The organism is Streptomyces longispororuber (genome assembly GCF_024448165.1).
GTDB lineage: Bacteria > Actinomycetota > Actinomycetes > Streptomycetales > Streptomycetaceae > Streptomyces > Streptomyces longispororuber_A.
On sequence record NZ_JAMOLN010000009.1, the window covers coordinates 1 to 16,270 of the forward strand.

The following is a 16,270-nucleotide window of genomic DNA, read 5'->3' on the forward strand; positions in this document are numbered from 1 at the left end:
ACTCCGGGTGCGCGTCGAGGAGTCGGGTGGGGGCCGCCTGGCGCCATGAGTCGGCGAGGATGTCGCGCAGTTCGGCCACGTCGTCCAGCGCGGCCAGGCGGACGCGGACCCAGGCGAAGGACGCCTCGTGGTCGGCGATCCAGAACTTCTTGGGCTCGGCGAGGACCAGTTCGTCACGCTCCTCCTTGGGGCAGCGCACGGCGATCGACGTCTCCTCCTCGGGCAGCGTGGCGAACATCTTTCCCGCGACCCGGAACGTGGGCATGCTCCAGGCGATCTTCTCCGTCGTGTCCGGCAGGGACAGGGCGACGGTGCGTACATCCTCGGCGTCCGGCATGGGAGGAACCGTAGCCAAGGCCACTGACAATCACGGCCCATCACGGCCCATCACGGCACGCGCTTGTCCAGCCACGCCGTGAGGTCGGCCTGGACCTCGTCCCGGTTGGTCTCGTTGAGGATCTCGTGGCGGGCGCCCTCGTAGCCCTTCCAGGTCAGGTCCGCCACGCCCGCGTAACGGAAGTCCTCCAGGAGTTCGTGGACGAGGGTCATGCGCTGGTTGCAGGGGTCCTCGGTGCCGACGGCGACGTGGATCGGCAGGTCCGCGGGGATGCGGGCGAGGTTCGCCGGGTCGTTGATGCGGCGCACCGCGCGGACCCAGTCGAGGGAGAGGCCGGTGGAGAAGGGGAAGCCGCAGCGTTCGTCGGCGACGTACGCGTCGACCTCCGCTTCGTCGCGGGAGAGCCATTCGAAGCCGGTGCGGTGTTCGTAGGGGTCGTTGAAGGAGGTGAAGAGGTCGGGGACGTAGGAGGAGAGTGCCGCGCGGCCGTCCGAGGCGCAGGCCGCCTCCAGCTGGGCGATCGAGCCTTCGTTGTCGGCTCCGGGCAGGGAGCGGAAGGTGCCGGAGAGGATCAGGCCGACCAGGTCGTCCGCGTACCGCTGCGCGTAGTCGCGCGCCAGGAGTGAGCCGAGGCTGTGGCCGAGGAGGACGAAGGGGACGTCCGGGTTCAGGGCCCTGGCCTGGTCGCCGATGGCCTTGAGGTCCTCGACGATCGACACCCAGGCGTCGACGGTGCCGGGTTCGGCGTCGTCGGTGACGCCGTAGCCGCCGGTGGACTGGGCGGTGGCGCCGTGGCCGCGGTGGTCGGAGGCGATGACGGCGTAGCCGTGGGCGGTGAGGTGGCGGGCGAACCGGTCGTAGCGCAGGCCGTGCTCGGCGGCGCCGTGGGCGATCTGGACGAAGGCGCGGGGCCTGCCGCCGTCGGGCTGCCAGGTGTAGGTGGCCACGGCGGCGCCGTCGCCGGCGCTGAGGACGCTGGTGGTGTGGGCGGGGTCGGTCATCGGGCGGCTCCGGTTCCGTGTGGGCGGGCGACTTCTTCCACCTCCCCGTCCTGTCGGCCGTCATGCGTGGCGGGGCACGTGCGGGACCGGTGCCGGACCGGTGCGGGGCATACGTCGCTTCCGACCCATTGACCCCTCAGGCCCGTCGTACCTACGCTGAACGACGCATTCGGGAAAGCGCTTTCTAGTCCCGCGAGGACCGGCGAGGCGCACTCCGGCGTTCCCGGCTGCACTCCACCAGCACTCACCGCACACCCGCAGCATCACGCAGCCCCGGCACCAATCCGGGGCCGACAGCCGAGGGAGCGCCATGAGTACGTCGAGTACAGCCGCACCACCGCCCGTGCAGCACCACCGAAGAGGCAGACCGAACCGTCGGCTGCCGCTGCTCCTCGCCCTCCTGGCGATCCTGGTCGCGAGCATCGGGCTGAGTACGCAGGCCCGGGCCGTCCAGCAGCCGGCCGAGGCCGCACCGGCCTTCCGGGTGCTCGTCTTCTCCAAGGTCACCAACTTCGCGCACGACTCGATCCCGGCCGGGATCGAGGCCGTGCAGAAGCTGGGCGCGGAGAACGGCTTCGAGGTCGAGGCGACCGACGACGCCGGCGCGTTCACGGACGCCAACCTCGCCCGCTTCCAGGCGATCGTCTTCAACAACACCAACTCGACGCCCGAGAAGGGCGATCTGCTCGACGCCGACCAGCGGGCCGCGCTGCAGAAGTTCGTGCGCGGCGGCGGTGGCTGGGTCGGGCTGCACGCCGCGTCGGCGAGCGAGCGCGACTGGGACTGGTACGAGGGCCTCGTGGGGGCCATCTTCGACCAGCACCCCGCCGTGCAGACGGGCCGGGTGAAGGTCCTCGACCACGCCCACCCCTCCACGAAGGGCCTTCCGGAGCTCTGGGAGCGCTCGGAGGAGTGGTACAACTGGCGCGTCAATCCGACCGGCAAGGTGCACACGCTCGCGCAGATCAAGGTGCGGGACGGCGTGACCGGGCTCGACGAGGGCGTGGACCACCCGTGGTCCTGGTGCCAGAACTACGACGGCGGCCGCTCCTGGTACACGGCGGGCGGGCACGCCAAGTCGGCCTTCCAGGAGGCCGGGTTCCTGCAGCACCTGCTGGGCGGGATCCAGTGGGCCGCGGGGAACAAGGAGGGCGACTGCTCGGCGACGAAGACCGGCGCCTTCCAGCGGACGCCGCTGGCGACCGCCGATCTGGCGGACCCGTTCGAGCTGGCCGTGGCGCCGGACCGGCGGGTGTTCTTCATCCAGCGCACCGGCAAACTGAAGATCATCGACCAGGAGTCGATGAAGGTGACGACGGCGCTCGACCTCGCGTACACGCCGGAGATGACGAGCCAGTCGGACGGGCTGCTCGGGCTGGCGCTCGATCCGAAGTTCGCCGACAACCACTGGGTGTACCTCCTCAACTCCGACAAGACCGAGAAGCGGATCAACCTGTCACGGTTCACGGAGTCCGGCGGGACGATCGATCCGGCGAGCGAGAAGCGGCTGCTGGCCATCCCGACGTGGCGGGGCGAGGGCCGCGCCAACTCGCACATGGCCGGTTCGATCGCCTTCGACAAGAAGGGCGATCTGTACATCGCCACCGGTGACAACACCGATCCCTTCGCCTCCGACGGGTTCGCCCCGATCGACGAGCGCGAGGGGCGGCGTGCCTGGGACGCCCAGGGCACCGCGGGCAACACGAACGACCTGCGCGGCAAGGTGCTGCGGATCTCGCCGAAGGACGACGGGACGTACGGGATCCCGGAGGGGAACCTGTTCGCCCCGGGGACGGAGAGGACGCGGCCCGAGGTGTACGCGATGGGGCTGCGCAATCCGTTCCGGATCACCACCGATCCGCGCAGCGGCGCGCTGCTGATCGCGGACTACGGGCCGGACGCCCGGCAGGCCGTCGCCGATCGCGGGCCCGAGGGGACCGTCGAGTTCGACCGCATCACGAAGGCCGGGAACTACGGCTGGCCGTACTGCATCGGCGACAACACCCCGTTCAACGACTACGACTTCGCTACGAAGACGTCGGGTGCGAAGTTCGACTGCGGGAAGCTCGTGAACGACTCGCCGAACAACACCGGGCTCCGGGACCTGCCGCCCGCGCAGGCGGCGACGGTCTGGTACGCGTACTCGGCGTCCACCCAGTTCCCCGAGCTGGGCACCGGGGGCGGCGGTCCGATGAGCGGGCCCGTCTACGCCTACGACCCGGACAACGAGTACCGCACCAAGTTCCCCGAGTACTTCGACGGGAAGTGGTTCACCTACGAGCTGACGCGGCAGTGGTTCAAGGTCTTCTCGATGCAGGAGAAGGACCAGACGTTCACCGATCCGCGGTTCGCGCCCGCCAGGGCCGGTGATCTGAACTCCATCAACTCCGTCTTCGGCGACCTGAAGTGGAACCAGCCCTTCGACGCCGACTTCGGTCCCGACGGCGCGCTGTACGTCATCGACTTCGGGCTGGGCAGCGGCACCGGCCGCGGCGGCAGCAACGAGGGGGCGGGGATCTACCGCATCGACTACGTCGCCGACGGCCGGCTGCCCGAGGCCCGGGCCGCCGCGGCGCCGGACAGCGGGCAGGCGCCGCTGAAGGTCACCTTCGACAGCGCGGGGTCCGGCGTGACGGGTGGTCAAGAGGTCTCGTACGCCTGGGACTTCGACGGTGACGGCAGCACGGACTCGACGGAGCCGAAGCCCACCCACACGTACACGAAGAACGGCCAGTACACGGCGCGCCTGACGGTGACCGGGCCCGGCGGGCTGAGCAGCCGCGCGGTCACGGACGTCACGGTGGGCAACACCCGGCCGGTGGTGACGGTCCAACAGCCGCCCGGTGGCGGGACGTTCAGCTTCGGCGACACGATCCCGTTCACGGTGAAGGTGAAGGACGCGGAGGACGGGACGGGTCCGCGGATCGACTGCTCCCGGGTCGTCGTGCAGTCGCAGCTCGGCCATGACACCCACCTCCACCCGCTCGACAACTACACGGGCTGCACGGGCGAGATCGTCACGGACGCCGGGGACAGCCACGGGCCGGGGCAGAACCTCTACTACGGCATCAGCGCGCAGTACGAGGACAAGGGCGGCGCCGCAGGCGTGCCGGCGCTCACCGGGTCGGACTCGCTGACGCTGCGCACGTCGTTCCGGGAGGCCGAGCACTTCACGGCGACCGGTGGCGCGCACGGCGGTGCCGAGGCCGTGAGCCGGGACGACTCCTCGGGCGGCAAGCGGCTCGGCGAGATCGAGGACGGCGACTGGGTGTCGTTCGACCCCGTGCACCTGAAGGGCGTGGAGTCGGTGACCGTGGGCGCGGCGTCCGGCGGGATCGGTGGCGACGTGGAGTTCCGGGCCGGTTCCCCGACGGGCCCGCTGCTCGGGAAGGTGTCCGTGCCGAACACGGGCGGCTACGGGAACGTGGTCTCGCCGACCACCCAACTGGCGGACCACAAGGGCACGTTCAAGCTGTACGCCGTCTTCAGGAACGCGGACTGGACGGCCGAGGGGCCCGATCTGCTCGCCCTCGACTGGCTGCACTTCAACGGCCCGGGCGTGGAGAAGCGGTCCGGCGCGAAGGTGACGGTGGGCGCGACACCGGTGGACGGCACGGCGCCGCTCGCGGTCGCGCTCAAGGGCACGGTCAAGCTCCCGGAGGGCCGTACCGCGGCCTCGTACCACTGGGACTTCGGTGACAACGGCAAGCCGAGCGGCACGGAGGGCGCGACGGCCGAGCACACGTACGCGCGTGCCGGTGCGTACACCGCGCACCTGACCGTCACGGACGACAAGGGCGACACGACGACCGGCGCGGTCCGCGTCACGGTGAAGTGAGACGAGTGAGGGAGGACGAGACAATGAGCGGCGTCACTACGCGAAGAGCCTTTCTCGGTACGGCACTTGCCGCGGCAGCGGCCGTTCCGCTGGCCGCGCCCGCGGTCGCGGCGAACCGGCGCCGGATCCCGCGCGGCAGCATCGGCATGCACCTCTACACGATGCGGAACGTGCTGGCGCAGGACTTCGCGGGCACGGTCGGACAGCTGGCGGAGATCGGTTACGCGACGGTCGGGGTGAGCGGCCGGCACGGGTACTCGGCGGCCGCGATCCGAGGCATGCTCGACGCGGTCGGCCTGCGCTCGGTCCTGGAGCACATCGCCTATCCGACGCTCACCGGCAGCGGGCTCGGTCAGGCCCTGGAGGACCTGCACACGCTCGGTGCGAAGTGGCCGGTGGTGCCGAGCCTGCCGGGTTCGATGCACTCGGTGGCCGGATTCCGGGAAGCGGCTCGGGAGTTCAACCGGATCGGCGCCGCCTCGCGGGCGGCCGGTCTCGGTCCCGTGCTGTTCCACAACCACGGCTCGGACCATGTGGTGGTGGACGGCGAGAACCTGTACGACATCCTCCTGAAGGAGACCGATCCGCATCTGGTCGCCTTCGAGCTGGACGTGTACTGGGCGGCGAAGGGCGGCGCCGCGGGGCCGGCGACGTACTTCGTGCGGCATCCGCACCGGTTCCCCGCACTGCACGTCAAGGACATGGCCCCGAACGGCGACTTCGCCGACGTGGGCTCGGGGACGCTCGACTTCGCGGCGATGTTCGACCATGCGCGCGAGGGCGGTGTCCGGCAGTGGCTGGTCGAGCACGACTCCCCGGCCGATCCGTTCGCATCGGCCAGGAACAGCTACAACTACCTCGCCGCGCTGAGGTACTGACCTGGTGTCAGTGAGCTGAGGGCGCCTGCGCCCCGGGACGCTTGTAGAAGAGCGTCGTGGGGCGCAGGACGCCCGCCGGGTCGCTCGCGTAATCCGGGATGACGCCGGCCTCCTCCCAGCCCGTCTTGCGGTACAGGGTCTCGGCGGGGCACCCGGTCTCCGTGTCGAGGACGAGCAGGGAGACGCCCGCTTCGGCGGCGGCGCGCTCAAGGGTCGCCAGGAGCGTGCGTGCGACGCCCTGGCCGCGTGCCGATCCGTGCACCATCAGCTTGAGGACCTCGGCGCGGTGTCTGCCGTTCGGCCAGTGGTTGAGGCCGAGCGAGACCGTGCCGACGCAGCGGCCCGCCTCGTCGAGGGCCACCCAGACGACGAGGTCGCCGCTCTCGACGGCGGGGGTGCGCGCCCGCCACCAGTCGGCGGCGCCGGCCGCGGTCAGTCCGCTCAGGAAGCCGAGCGATCCGCCACCTTCGACGATGTGGGCGAGCAGCTTCCCCAACCCCTCGACGTGGGAGGGGAATTGATCGGGCGTCAGCCGGACGGGCGCGGTCACGGCAGCACCACCACCAGCGCGTACCGTACGGGTTCGGGCCCCGGGCAGTGGAAGTGCGTCGGGCCCCAGAGCCGGAAGCGCAGGCAGTCGCCGGCCGCGAGGCGGTGCACGACGCCCTGCACGGTGAGGTCGAGCAGGCCGTCGAGGACCCAGATGTGCTGCTCAAGGCCGGGCACGGGCGGCCGGTCGTAGGCAATGTCGGCGTACGGCTCCAGGCGCCCCTCGACCACCTCGGCGCGCAGCCCGGCGAGCGGCGGCGACACGGAGCGGCGCACGAAGCCGCTGGAGTCGTCGCGCCACACGGGCTGGTCGGCGGCCGGGACCACCTGGGCGGGGGCCGATTCGACCTCGCTCAGGAGCTGGGACATGGTGCGTCCGTAGACCACGCACAGGCGGTTCAGGAGGGCGGCGGTCGGGCTGATCTCGGCGCGCTCGGCCCGCGACAGGGTGGACCGGCTGACGCCGCTGCGTTCGGCCAGCTCGCCCAGGGACCAGCCGTGCTCGGCCCGCAGCTCGGCGAGCCGGGCGCCGAGCCGGGCGTCGACGGGGTCCGCCTCGACGTCGCCGCCGGCTCTGGCTCCGGTTCTCGTGACCGCTTCACTCTCTCGTCTCATATTCGGCACGATATCCCACATATGAAACGAGCAGGTAGTGCGGCCCCTCTCTCCCGCAGATCTTCCCGCGGATCCCACGGGTCCCGCGGGTCCCACGTGTCCCGCGGGTCAGTCGTGCGCGGCCACCGCCCCGAGGAGCTCCCTGATCCGGCCGGTCGCCGCGCGGAACTCCGGGGTCGCCAGCGTCTGCGCGTAGTCCCGCTCCGGCGGCAGCCCCACCTCGATGACCTCCGTGACCGTGCCGGGGCGCGGGCTCATCACCAGCACCCGGTCGGCGAGGTAGACCGCCTCGGCGATCGAGTGGGTGACCAGCAGGACCGTGGTGGAGGTGCGCCGCCAGATCCGGTTCAGCTCGATGTTCAGCTGCTCGCGGGTGAGCGCGTCGAGGGCGCCGAAGGGCTCGTCCATGAGGAGGACCGGCGGCTCGTGCAGCAGCGCCCGGCACAGCGCGACCCGCTGCTGCATCCCGCCGGACAGCTCGTGCGGATAGGCGTCCTCGAATCCCGCGAGGCCTGCCATGTCCATCAACTCGTCCGTGCGCGACCGGGCTCGAGCCGCCGGCATGCCCCGCATCTCCGCCTGGAGCAGGATGTTGCGCCGGGCCGAGCGCCACTCCAGGAGGGCCGCGCGCTGGAACACGTAACCGATGTCGTGACGCGGTCCGCCGACCCGCTCGCCGTGCAGCAGGACCTCGCCCGACGACGGCGCGAGCAGACCCGCGACGAGCTTGAGGAGCGTGGACTTGCCACAGCCCGACGGACCGACGATCGCCACGAACTCGCCGTCGCGGACGTCGACCCGGACGTCGTGCAGCGCGGTGACGTCCTTCTTCTTCGTGCGGAACCGGACGGCGACGTCGTCGATGCGCACGGCGGGAACGGCCCCGTCCGGCGCGCGGCCCACGTCCGCCGGGGCGTCCTTGGCCATCCTCATCTCCCTTGCCCCCTCAGCCCTTCAGGCCGTTCTTCGCGTCCCAGTAGTCCGCCACCGGCTTGCCGCTCTTGACCATGCCCGCCTGCGCGAAGACGTCGATGGTCTGCTGCCAGTCGGCCTCGGTGTTCACGCCGGGCGCCTTGCCCTCGGTCGCGTCGGTGTGCAGCAGCGTCAGGGTCGTCTTGAACTGCTCCGACAGCACGCCGTCGGACGGCAGTTGCTCGGACGCGCCGTCCATCGCGGCGACGGCGGGCTCGGGGTTCTTCTCCGCCGCGGCCCAGGCCTCGCTGACGGCCTTGACCATGCGCTGCGCGAGGTCGCCGCGGCCGGTGAGGGTCTTCTGTCCGGCGATCAGGCCGTTGGAGTAGAAGTTGAGGCCGTTCTCGGAGAAGCGCAGGTACGAGACGTCCTTCTTCGCCTTGTCCGCCATGGTCGGGCCCTGGTCGCTGGCGTAGCCGAGCAGGGCGTCGGTCTTGCCGGAGATGACCGCGGCGATCTTGCCCGCCGGGTCGGTGTTCTGGATCTTGACGTCGGACTCGGCCAGGTCGTTCTTCTTCAGGAAGATCGGGAACGTCTTGGACAGGGCGTCGCCCGCCGTGCCCGCGATGGTCTTACCCTTCAGATCGGCCGGGGACTTGATGTCCTGGGCGGCGAAGGACTGCACGGAGGCAGGGGTCGTCTGGAGGAAGACGCCGAGGCTCTTGACGTTCACGCCCTGGTCGACGCCCGCGAGGACGGCTGGGGTGTCGGCCCAGCCGAAGTCGGTCTGGCCCGCGCCGGTGGCCTGGACGGTCTTCTGCGAGCCCTGTCCCGCCCGGATCTCCAGGTCGATGCCGTGCTTCTCGAAGATCTTCTGCTGCCGGCCGTAGTAGAAGGGGGCGTGCTCGCCGTACGGGTACCAGTTGAGAGTCAGGGTGACCTTGTCGAGCTTCTTGCCGGAGTCGGACGTCGACGTCTTGTCGGAGTCGCCGCCGCAGGCCGTCGCGGCGAGCGCGAGCAGGGCGAACGGCACGGTGGCGGTCAGCAGTCTGCGCGGGGGCATGGCGATGCCTTTCTGCAAGGGGGGCGTGGGATGCGTCGGGGCGGAGCCGTTCTCCGCTGTCAGTACGTCGTCACCGCGGTGCCGTCGCGGCGGCTCGCGTGCCAGGGCAGCAGCAGCTTCTCGGCCACCTCGACCGCCACGAACAGGACGACGCCGATCAGCGACATGACGAGCAGCCCGGCGAACAGCATCGGGGTGTCCAGATTTCCGTTGGCCTGGAGGATGACGTAGCCCAACCCCTCGTTGGCGCCCACGAATTCACCGACGACGGCGCCCGTGACGGCGAGCGTCACGGCGACCTTCAGACCGGAGAAGAGGTGCGGCAGTGACGCCGGGAAGCGGATCTTGCGGAATGTCTGCCAGGGGCTCGCGCCCATCGTCGCGGACAGCTCCAGCATCTCCGGGTCGACCGCCTTGAGGCCGGTGACCATGGAGATGACAACGGGGAAGAAGGCGATGAGGACGGCGATGAGGATCTTCGGCGCGATCCCGAAGCCGAGCCACACCACGAACAGCGGGGCGATGGCGATCTTCGGGACGACCTGCGCGAAGAGCAGGACCGGATAGAGGGTCTTCTCGACGGTGGACGAGTAGACCATGACGACGGCCGACAGGATCCCGACCCCCACGGCGATGACGAAACCGATCAGCGTCTCGTACGTGGTGACCCAGCTGTGGTGCCACAGGTAGTCCGGCTTGTCGAGGACGACGTCCAGGGTGCGGCCCGGCGAGGGGACGAGGTAGGGCTCGACGAGTTCGGCGGCGGCGATCACCCACCACGCGCCGAAACAGACGAGGAGCAGCGCGAGCGGCCGCCAGCTCTTCTCGGCCGCCTCGGCCATCCGCCGGCCCGCCGACGGACGCTCCCGTTCCTGAACCCCCTTCACCGGCACCGGTGATGGCTTGAGGGCACTCTGGCTCACTGGCAACTCCCCTGATATCAGGTCGACTTCGGGTGGAGCGATGAGTGTGCGGTGGAGCGCGCCGGAACCGTGATCCGCGAAATCGCTTTCAGAAAGCGCTTTCTGATACGGTGTCCGCCACGCTAATGACCCGATGTCTGCACGGTCAAGAGATCGTGCGGAAGTTTCCTGTGACCGGTATCGAACCGGGACCGAGGGGGCGCGGTGGACGAACTGGACGCACCAAGGAACGGGCATCAGGCCGGGCGGCGCGACGGACGCCCCCCGGAACGGCAGCCGGTGACCCTCGACGCGGTGGCCCGCCTGGCCGGGGTCTCCCCGGCCACCGCGTCCCGCGCGCTCAACGGCACGGCACGGGTCCGCGAGGAGTTACGGGCCCGGGTGCGGGCCGCCGCCGAGGCGCTCGGCTACATCCCGAACGCCCATGCCCAGGCCCTCGCGGGGTCCGCGAGCAGCACGGTCGGGGTCATCTGCCACGACGTCGGGGACCCGTACTTCGCGGCGATCGCCAGCGGGGTGATGGCGGCGGCGGCCGAGCGGAACCTGCTGGTGCTGCTCTCCAGCACCTTCCGGGAGCCGGGCCGGGAGATCGCCTATCTGTCGATGCTGCGGGCGCAGCGGGCGCGGGCGATCCTGCTGATCGGCTCCGGCATCCAGGACCGGGCGTGGGAGCGGGCCCTGGACACGGAGCTCGCCCCGTACCTGCGCGAGGGCGGCCGGGTGGCCGTGGTCAGCCGGCACCGCAGCCTGCGCGTCGACGCGGTGCTGCCCGGCAACAGGACGGGCGCGGCGGCGCTCGCCCGGGCCCTGGTCGGCCTGGGGCACCGGGAGTTCGCGGTGCTGGCGGGCCCCTCGGCGCTGACGACCGTGGCCGACCGGGTGGCGGGGTTTCGCGCGGGACTCGCCGAGGCGGGCGTGGAACTGCCCGCGTCGCGGGTGGTGCGCGGCGCGTTCACCCGGGACGGCGGGCACGCCGCGGCGTGCGAACTCCTCGACGGCGGCGGCCCGTTGCCCACGTGCGTGTTCGCGGTGACGGACGTGATGGCGGTGGGCGCACTCGCCGCGCTGCGGGAGCGGGGCCTGCGGATACCGGAGGACGTGTCCCTCGCGGGCTTCGACGACGTGCCCCTGGTGCGCGAGCTGACCCCGGCCCTGACGACGGTGGCGCTCCCCCTTCCCGAGATGGGCCGCGCCGCCCTGGACCTGGCGCTGCGGGAGCCGCGGGGCGAGCGGGTGCGGGTGGAGCGGTTCGCCGGGGAGGTGGTGGTGCGGGGCAGCACGCGGGTGGTGCCGTAGGGCCTGTCGTCACACTCCCGTCGTCGCCCGGAGGGCGGCCCCGCGGTGTCTGGTGCGTGCGATCGCAAGGCGCCGGAAAGTCCTGGTAGCGGAGCTACTCGGGCCTTTCGGCAACGCCGCGAGCGTGCGTGCCAGACACCGCGGGGCAGACGGGAGTGTGACGACAGGCCCTACGGGCCGGGTGCGGTACCGGGGGCCGGCTCAGTCCCTGGCCGCCTCGCCCAGTGCCGCGAGGACCGGGCGGATCAGGGGGTGGGACTCCGCGCCGTGGCGGACCGCCGCGAAGACCTTGCGGGTGGGGGCCACGCCGTCGATGGGGCGGACGACCGCGTCGGTGAGGTCCATGCCGTGCAGCGCCGAGCGCGGGACGAGGGCCACGCCCGCGCCCGCCGAGGCGAGCGCGACGACCGCGCGGAAGTCGTCCGAGGAGTGCTCGAACTGCGGGGAGAACCCGGCGTGCTCGCAGGCCAGGACGACGACGTCGTGGCAGGGGTTGCCGGGGTACGGGCCGATCCAGGTGTCCTTCGCCAGGTCGGCGAGCGGCACCCGCTCGGCGTCCGCGAGCCGGTGCGCGCCGGGCAGCACCGCGTCGAACGGCTCCGCGTACAGCGGCACCAGGGTGATCCGGTCGTCGTCGGCCCCGATCGCGCCCCGGTACTCGACGGCGACCGCCACGTCGATCTGCCGGTCGAGCAGCATCGGCAGGCTGGCGTCGCCCTCGGCGTCCCTGACCCGGACCCGGATGCCGGGCGCGGTCCCGGCGAGCCGGGCGAGGGCGGGGCCGACGACCAGGCCGATGCCGGTGGCGAACGAGGCGAGCGTCACGGTGCCCGCCTCGCCCGTGCTGTACGCGGCGAGCTCCGCCTCGGCCTTCTCCAGCTGGGCCAGGACGGCGTTCGTGTGCGTGAGCAGGATCTCGCCGGCGGGCGTGAGCCGTACGCCGCGCGCGCCCCGCTCGACCAGCTTGTGCCCGGTCTCCTGCTCAAGCGCCGTGAGCTGCTGGGAGACGGCGGAGGGGGTCAGGTACAGCGCGGCGGCAGCCGCCGTGACCGTACGGTGGTCGGCCACCGCCCGGAGGATGTGCAGTCGCCGCGCTTCGATCATGTCCCCGATTGTCCCAAACCGGTCAGCCGAGCTGCGCGCGGGCCTCGACGAAGGCGTCCACGGCGCGGTTCACGTCCTCCGTGGAGTGCGCGGCGGACAGCTGGACGCGGATCCGGGCCTGGCCCTGCGGCACGACCGGGTACGAGAAGCCGATCACGTACACGCCACGCTCCAGGAGCAGCTCGGCCATCCGGCCGGCGACGGCCGCGTCGCCGATCATGACGGGCGCGATGGCGTGGTCGCCGGGCAGGACGTCGAAGCCCTCCTCCGTCATCCGGGTGCGGAACAGCTTGGTGTTCGCCGCGAGCTGTTCGCGCAGGTCACCGGCCGACTCCAGCAGGTCGAGGACCTTCAGCGAGGCCGCCGCGATGACCGGGGCGAGGCTGTTGGAGAAGAGGTACGGGCGGGAGCGCTGGCGCAGCAGGGCGACGATCTCCGCGCGGGCGGCGACATAGCCGCCGGAGGCGCCGCCGAGGGCCTTGCCGAGGGTGCCGGTGATGATGTCGACGCGGTCCATGACGCCGTGCAGCTCGGGCGTGCCGCGGCCGCCGGGACCGACGAAGCCGACCGCGTGCGAGTCGTCGACCATGACCATGGCGTCGTAGCGCTCGGCGAGGTCGCAGATGTCGGCGAGCGGGGCGACGTAGCCGTCCATGGAGAAGACGCCGTCGGTGACGATCAGCTTGCGCCGGGCGCCCGCTTCGGCCGCGGCCTTGAGCTGGGTCTCCAGGTCGGCCATGTCACGGTTCGCGTAGCGGAAGCGCTTGGCCTTGCTGAGCCGGATGCCGTCGATGATCGAGGCGTGGTTCAGGGCGTCGGAGATCACCGCGTCCTCAGCGCCGAGGAGGGTCTCGAAGACGCCGCCGTTGGCGTCGAAGCAGGAGGAGTAGAGGATCGTGTCCTCCTGGCCGAGGAAGGCGGACAGCCGCGCCTCCAGCTCCTTGTGGACCTCCTGCGTGCCGCAGATGAAGCGGACCGAGGCCATGCCGTAGCCCCAGCGGTCCAGGGCGGCGTGGCCCGCGGCGATCACCTCGGGGTGGTCGGCGAGGCCGAGGTAGTTGTTGGCGCAGAAGTTCAGCACCTCGCCGGGGCGGCCGCCCGCGGTCACGCCGACGGTGGCGGACTGCGGGGTGCCGATGACCCGCTCGGGCTTGTGCAGGCCCGCGGCGACGATCTCGTCGAGGGTGGCCTGAAGGTCTTCGCGTACGCTGTCGAACATGCCGTGAGTCCTCAAATCCTGTGTGCGCGGGGGGAGTTCAGGAGGTCCAGTCCAGGATGACCTTGCCGCCGCGGCCGCTCGCCGCGTCGTCGAAGGCCGCCTCGAAGTCCGTGTGGGAGTAGCGGCCGGTGATCACCGGGGCGAGGTCGAGACCGCCCTCCAGGAGGACGGACATCGCGTACCAGGTCTCGAACATCTCGCGGCCGTAGATGCCCTTGATGGTGATCATCGAGGTGACGATGCGGGCCCAGTCGACGGCGAACTCCTGCGCCGGCAGGCCGAGCATGGCGATCTTGCCGCCGTGGGTCATGTTGGCGAGCATGTCGCGCATCGCGACGGGGTTGCCGGACATCTCCAGGCCGATGTCGAAGCCCTCGCGCAGGCCGAGCTCGCGCTGGCCGTCGGCGATGGTGGACTCCGCCACGTTCAGGGCGAGGCTCACGCCGATCTTGCGGGCGAGCTCCAGGCGCTCCTCGCTGACGTCGGTGACCACGACATTGCGGGCGCCGGCGTGCTGCGCGACGGCGGCGGCCATCAGGCCGATCGGCCCGGCCCCGGTGATCAGCACGTCCTCGCCGACGAGCGGGAACGACAGGGCCGTGTGCACGGCGTTGCCGAACGGGTCGAAGATCGCGGCGACGTCGAGGTCGACGGCGACCCGGTGCACCCACACGTTGGACGCGGGCAGGGCCACGTACTCGGCGAACGCGCCGTCGCGGCCGACGCCGAGGCCGACCGTCGCCCGGCACAGGTGGCGGCGCCCGGCGAGACAGTTGCGGCACTTGCCGCACACCAGGTGGCCCTCGCCGCTGACGGTGTCGCCCACCGCGATGTCCTGCACGTCGCGGCCGGTGCCGACGACCTCGCCGACGAACTCGTGGCCGACGACGAGCGGCGCGGCGATCGTGGACTGCGCCCAGCCGTCCCAGCTGCGGATGTGCAGATCGGTGCCGCAGATACCGGTCCGCAGCACCTTGATCAGTACGTCACCGGGGCCGACGGCCGGCTCGGGGACGTCCGTCAGCCAGAGTCCCGGTTCGGCCTTCTCCTTGACCAGCGCCTTCAACGGATCGGCTCCTGTCGTCGCGCACGCGGGCAGCACGCAGCGGCCCGCATACGGGGAAGAGTGGGTGGGGCGGCGGTCAGGAGGCCGCCACCCCGGACTCTTCCGTACGACGGCGCCCCTGGTCCATCGAGGATTTCTTAAGCGCCGCCGCAGCTTTTCTGCACGCCTATGCCAGGCGGGTCTGCCCGCGCTCGAAGTAGGCGATCAGCTCCGGATCGAGGTCGGGGACCTCTCGCGGCGTGCCGCCGTCGCGCAGGGACTCGGTGGCGCGCACGCCCGCCGCGACGGCCATCCGCGCGGCGACCGGCGAGGTGTCGGTGGTGCCGCCCTCGCGGGCGAACCGGATGAACTCGTCGACGAGGAGGGGGTCGGCCCCGCCGTGCCCGGCGTTGTCCTCGACGTCCGGCACCGGGTACTCGGCGTCGGCCTCGCCCCGGTAGGTGGACCGCCGGGAGTTCCACACCTTGACCACTCCCCCGGGCCCGTCGCCGAAGTTCTCCAGGCGGCCCGCGTCGCCGATGACGGTGTAGTTGCGCCAGTAGTCGGGGGTGAAGTGGCACTGCTGGTAGGCGGCCAGCACTCCGTTGTCCAGGCGCATGTTGACCAGGGAGACGTCCTCGACGTCGATGACGGGGTTGAGTCCGCGCTGGGTGTGCGGCGGCCAGTGGCCGTCCCGGGTGTACCAGTCGTCGGTCTTGGGTTCGCCGGGTGCGCGGCGGTGCGGGTTGTCGCCGTAGACCATCAGGTCGCCGAGGGCCTGCACCTGCCGGGTGTAGCCGTTCGCCAGCCAGTGCAGGACGTCGATGTCGTGGGCGGCCTTCTGCAGCAACAGGCCGGTGGTGTACTGCCGTTCGGCATGCCAGTCCTTGAAGTACCAGTCGCCGCCGTAGCCCACGAAGTGCCGGACCCAGACCGTCTTGACCTCGCCGATCTCACCGCGCGCGATGATGTCGCGCATCAGCCGGACGACCGGCATGTGCCGCATGTTGTGGCCGACGTACAGCCGGGTGCCGGTCTCGTACGCGGTGCGCAGGAGGGCGTCGCAGCGGTCGATCGACACGTCGAGGGGCTTCTCGACGAAGACCGGCTTGCCCGCCTTGAGCGCCTCGCAGGCGACGTCGGCGTGCGTGTGGTCGGGGGTGAGCACGACGATCGCGTCGACGTCCGGGTCGCCGACGACCTTCTTGTGGTCGCTGGATATCAGCGCGCCGGGGAACGCCAGGGCCGCTTCCGTGCGGGCCGCCGCGTCGTGGTCGGCGAGGGCGGTGACCCGGGATCCGGCGCCCGGCCGGTGGGCGGTGCGGGCGATCGAGCCGCGCAGTCCGTAGCCGAGGACGCCGAGACGGAGGTCGGGCCCACCCGAGGGACCGGAGGAATCCGGGGAACCAGTGGGACCGGTGGGGCCGGACGGGGCGTCGGTCATGGCGTAACCGCCTTTCCTGTACGTGGTGTTGGTGCGGCGCACGCAT

Annotated in this window: 14 protein-coding genes; 3 read left to right on the top strand and 11 right to left on the bottom strand. The window is 71.3% G+C overall.

All coding sequences use genetic code 11. The annotated features are described in order from the left end of the window. Together M4J07_RS04250 and M4J07_RS04255 are read right to left on the bottom strand one after the other, a co-directional pair. A partial coding sequence (locus M4J07_RS04250) for an MmcQ/YjbR family DNA-binding protein (RefSeq protein ID WP_255967320.1) occupies nt 1-337 on the bottom strand: 337 nt, incomplete at its 3' end. 50 nt (nt 338-387) lie between these two features. Continuing rightward, a complete protein-coding gene (locus tag M4J07_RS04255) occupies nt 388-1,338 on the bottom strand; it encodes an alpha/beta fold hydrolase (RefSeq protein WP_255967322.1) in 951 nt (316 codons plus the stop codon). Nucleotides 1,339-1,648: 310 nt separating this feature from the next. Between M4J07_RS04255 and M4J07_RS04260 the strand changes: the two genes are divergently transcribed. Beyond that, nucleotides 1,649-5,176, top strand: a complete 3,528-nt coding sequence (locus M4J07_RS04260) for a ThuA domain-containing protein (protein ID WP_255967324.1) — start codon at nt 1,649-1,651, stop codon at nt 5,174-5,176. Between the two features lie 23 nt (nt 5,177-5,199). Further along, complete coding sequence (locus M4J07_RS04265) at nt 5,200-6,054, top strand: sugar phosphate isomerase/epimerase family protein (protein WP_255967326.1); 855 nt, start codon at nt 5,200-5,202, stop codon at nt 6,052-6,054. A 7-nt stretch (nt 6,055-6,061) separates the two neighbouring features. Here M4J07_RS04265 and M4J07_RS04270 read toward each other — a convergent pair whose 3' ends face one another. From M4J07_RS04270 to M4J07_RS04290, 5 genes are all read right to left on the bottom strand, one after another. Continuing rightward, entirely contained in the window at nt 6,062-6,604 is a 543-nt protein-coding gene (locus M4J07_RS04270) for a GNAT family N-acetyltransferase (protein WP_255967328.1), read from the bottom strand. Then, complete coding sequence (locus tag M4J07_RS04275) at nt 6,601-7,218, bottom strand: helix-turn-helix domain-containing protein (RefSeq protein WP_255967330.1); 618 nt, start codon at nt 7,216-7,218, stop codon at nt 6,601-6,603. The genes M4J07_RS04270 and M4J07_RS04275 overlap by 4 nt, the downstream gene beginning before the upstream one ends. Before the next feature lie 108 nt (nt 7,219-7,326). Next, nucleotides 7,327-8,145, bottom strand: coding sequence for an ABC transporter ATP-binding protein (locus M4J07_RS04280; protein ID WP_255967332.1), 819 nt, complete (start codon nt 8,143-8,145; stop codon nt 7,327-7,329). 19 nt (nt 8,146-8,164) lie between these two features. Beyond that, nucleotides 8,165-9,193 carry an ABC transporter substrate-binding protein gene (locus M4J07_RS04285; protein ID WP_255967334.1) on the bottom strand — a complete coding sequence of 343 codons (1,029 nt, stop codon included), beginning with the start codon at nt 9,191-9,193 and terminating at the stop codon, nt 8,165-8,167. Nucleotides 9,194-9,252: 59 nt separating this feature from the next. Next, entirely contained in the window at nt 9,253-10,116 is an 864-nt protein-coding gene (locus M4J07_RS04290) for an ABC transporter permease (RefSeq protein WP_255967336.1), read from the bottom strand. Between the two features lie 279 nt (nt 10,117-10,395). Between M4J07_RS04290 and M4J07_RS04295 the strand changes: the two genes are divergently transcribed. After that, nucleotides 10,396-11,412, top strand: coding sequence for a LacI family DNA-binding transcriptional regulator (locus M4J07_RS04295; protein WP_308284729.1), 1,017 nt, complete (start codon nt 10,396-10,398; stop codon nt 11,410-11,412). Between the two features lie 201 nt (nt 11,413-11,613). Here the strand turns inward: M4J07_RS04295 and M4J07_RS04300 are convergent, their stop codons facing one another. The 4 genes from M4J07_RS04300 to M4J07_RS04315 all read right to left on the bottom strand — a co-directional run bounded on the left by M4J07_RS04300 (nt 11,614) and on the right by M4J07_RS04315 (nt 16,266). Then, nucleotides 11,614-12,516, bottom strand: coding sequence for a LysR family transcriptional regulator (locus tag M4J07_RS04300; protein ID WP_255967340.1), 903 nt, complete (start codon nt 12,514-12,516; stop codon nt 11,614-11,616). A 22-nt stretch (nt 12,517-12,538) separates the two neighbouring features. Continuing rightward, on the bottom strand, nt 12,539-13,735 hold the full coding sequence (locus M4J07_RS04305) for a glycine C-acetyltransferase (RefSeq protein ID WP_255967342.1): 1,197 nt from the start codon (nt 13,733-13,735) through the stop codon (nt 12,539-12,541). Between the two features lie 37 nt (nt 13,736-13,772). Continuing rightward, nucleotides 13,773-14,801: an L-threonine 3-dehydrogenase gene (gene tdh / locus M4J07_RS04310; RefSeq protein ID WP_255967344.1), complete on the bottom strand. Its 1,029-nt coding sequence runs from the start codon at nt 14,799-14,801 to the stop codon at nt 13,773-13,775. A gap of 166 nt (nt 14,802-14,967) precedes the next feature. Next, nucleotides 14,968-16,266 carry a Gfo/Idh/MocA family protein gene (locus M4J07_RS04315; RefSeq protein WP_255967347.1) on the bottom strand — a complete coding sequence of 433 codons (1,299 nt, stop codon included), beginning with the start codon at nt 16,264-16,266 and terminating at the stop codon, nt 14,968-14,970. Nucleotides 16,267-16,270 lie beyond the last annotated feature (4 nt).

Coding starts and splice junctions, on each gene's coding strand:
- M4J07_RS04255 (WP_255967322.1), bottom strand. CDS start 1,338: ATGACCGACCCCGCCCACACCACCAGCGTCCTCAGCGCCGGCGACGGC.
- M4J07_RS04260 (WP_255967324.1), top strand. CDS start 1,649: ATGAGTACGTCGAGTACAGCCGCACCACCGCCCGTGCAGCACCACCGA.
- M4J07_RS04265 (WP_255967326.1), top strand. CDS start 5,200: ATGAGCGGCGTCACTACGCGAAGAGCCTTTCTCGGTACGGCACTTGCC.
- M4J07_RS04275 (WP_255967330.1), bottom strand. CDS start 7,218: ATGAGACGAGAGAGTGAAGCGGTCACGAGAACCGGAGCCAGAGCCGGC.
- M4J07_RS04280 (WP_255967332.1), bottom strand. CDS start 8,145: ATGGCCAAGGACGCCCCGGCGGACGTGGGCCGCGCGCCGGACGGGGCC.
- M4J07_RS04285 (WP_255967334.1), bottom strand. CDS start 9,193: ATGCCCCCGCGCAGACTGCTGACCGCCACCGTGCCGTTCGCCCTGCTC.
- M4J07_RS04300 (WP_255967340.1), bottom strand. CDS start 12,516: ATGATCGAAGCGCGGCGACTGCACATCCTCCGGGCGGTGGCCGACCAC.
- M4J07_RS04305 (WP_255967342.1), bottom strand. CDS start 13,735: ATGTTCGACAGCGTACGCGAAGACCTTCAGGCCACCCTCGACGAGATC.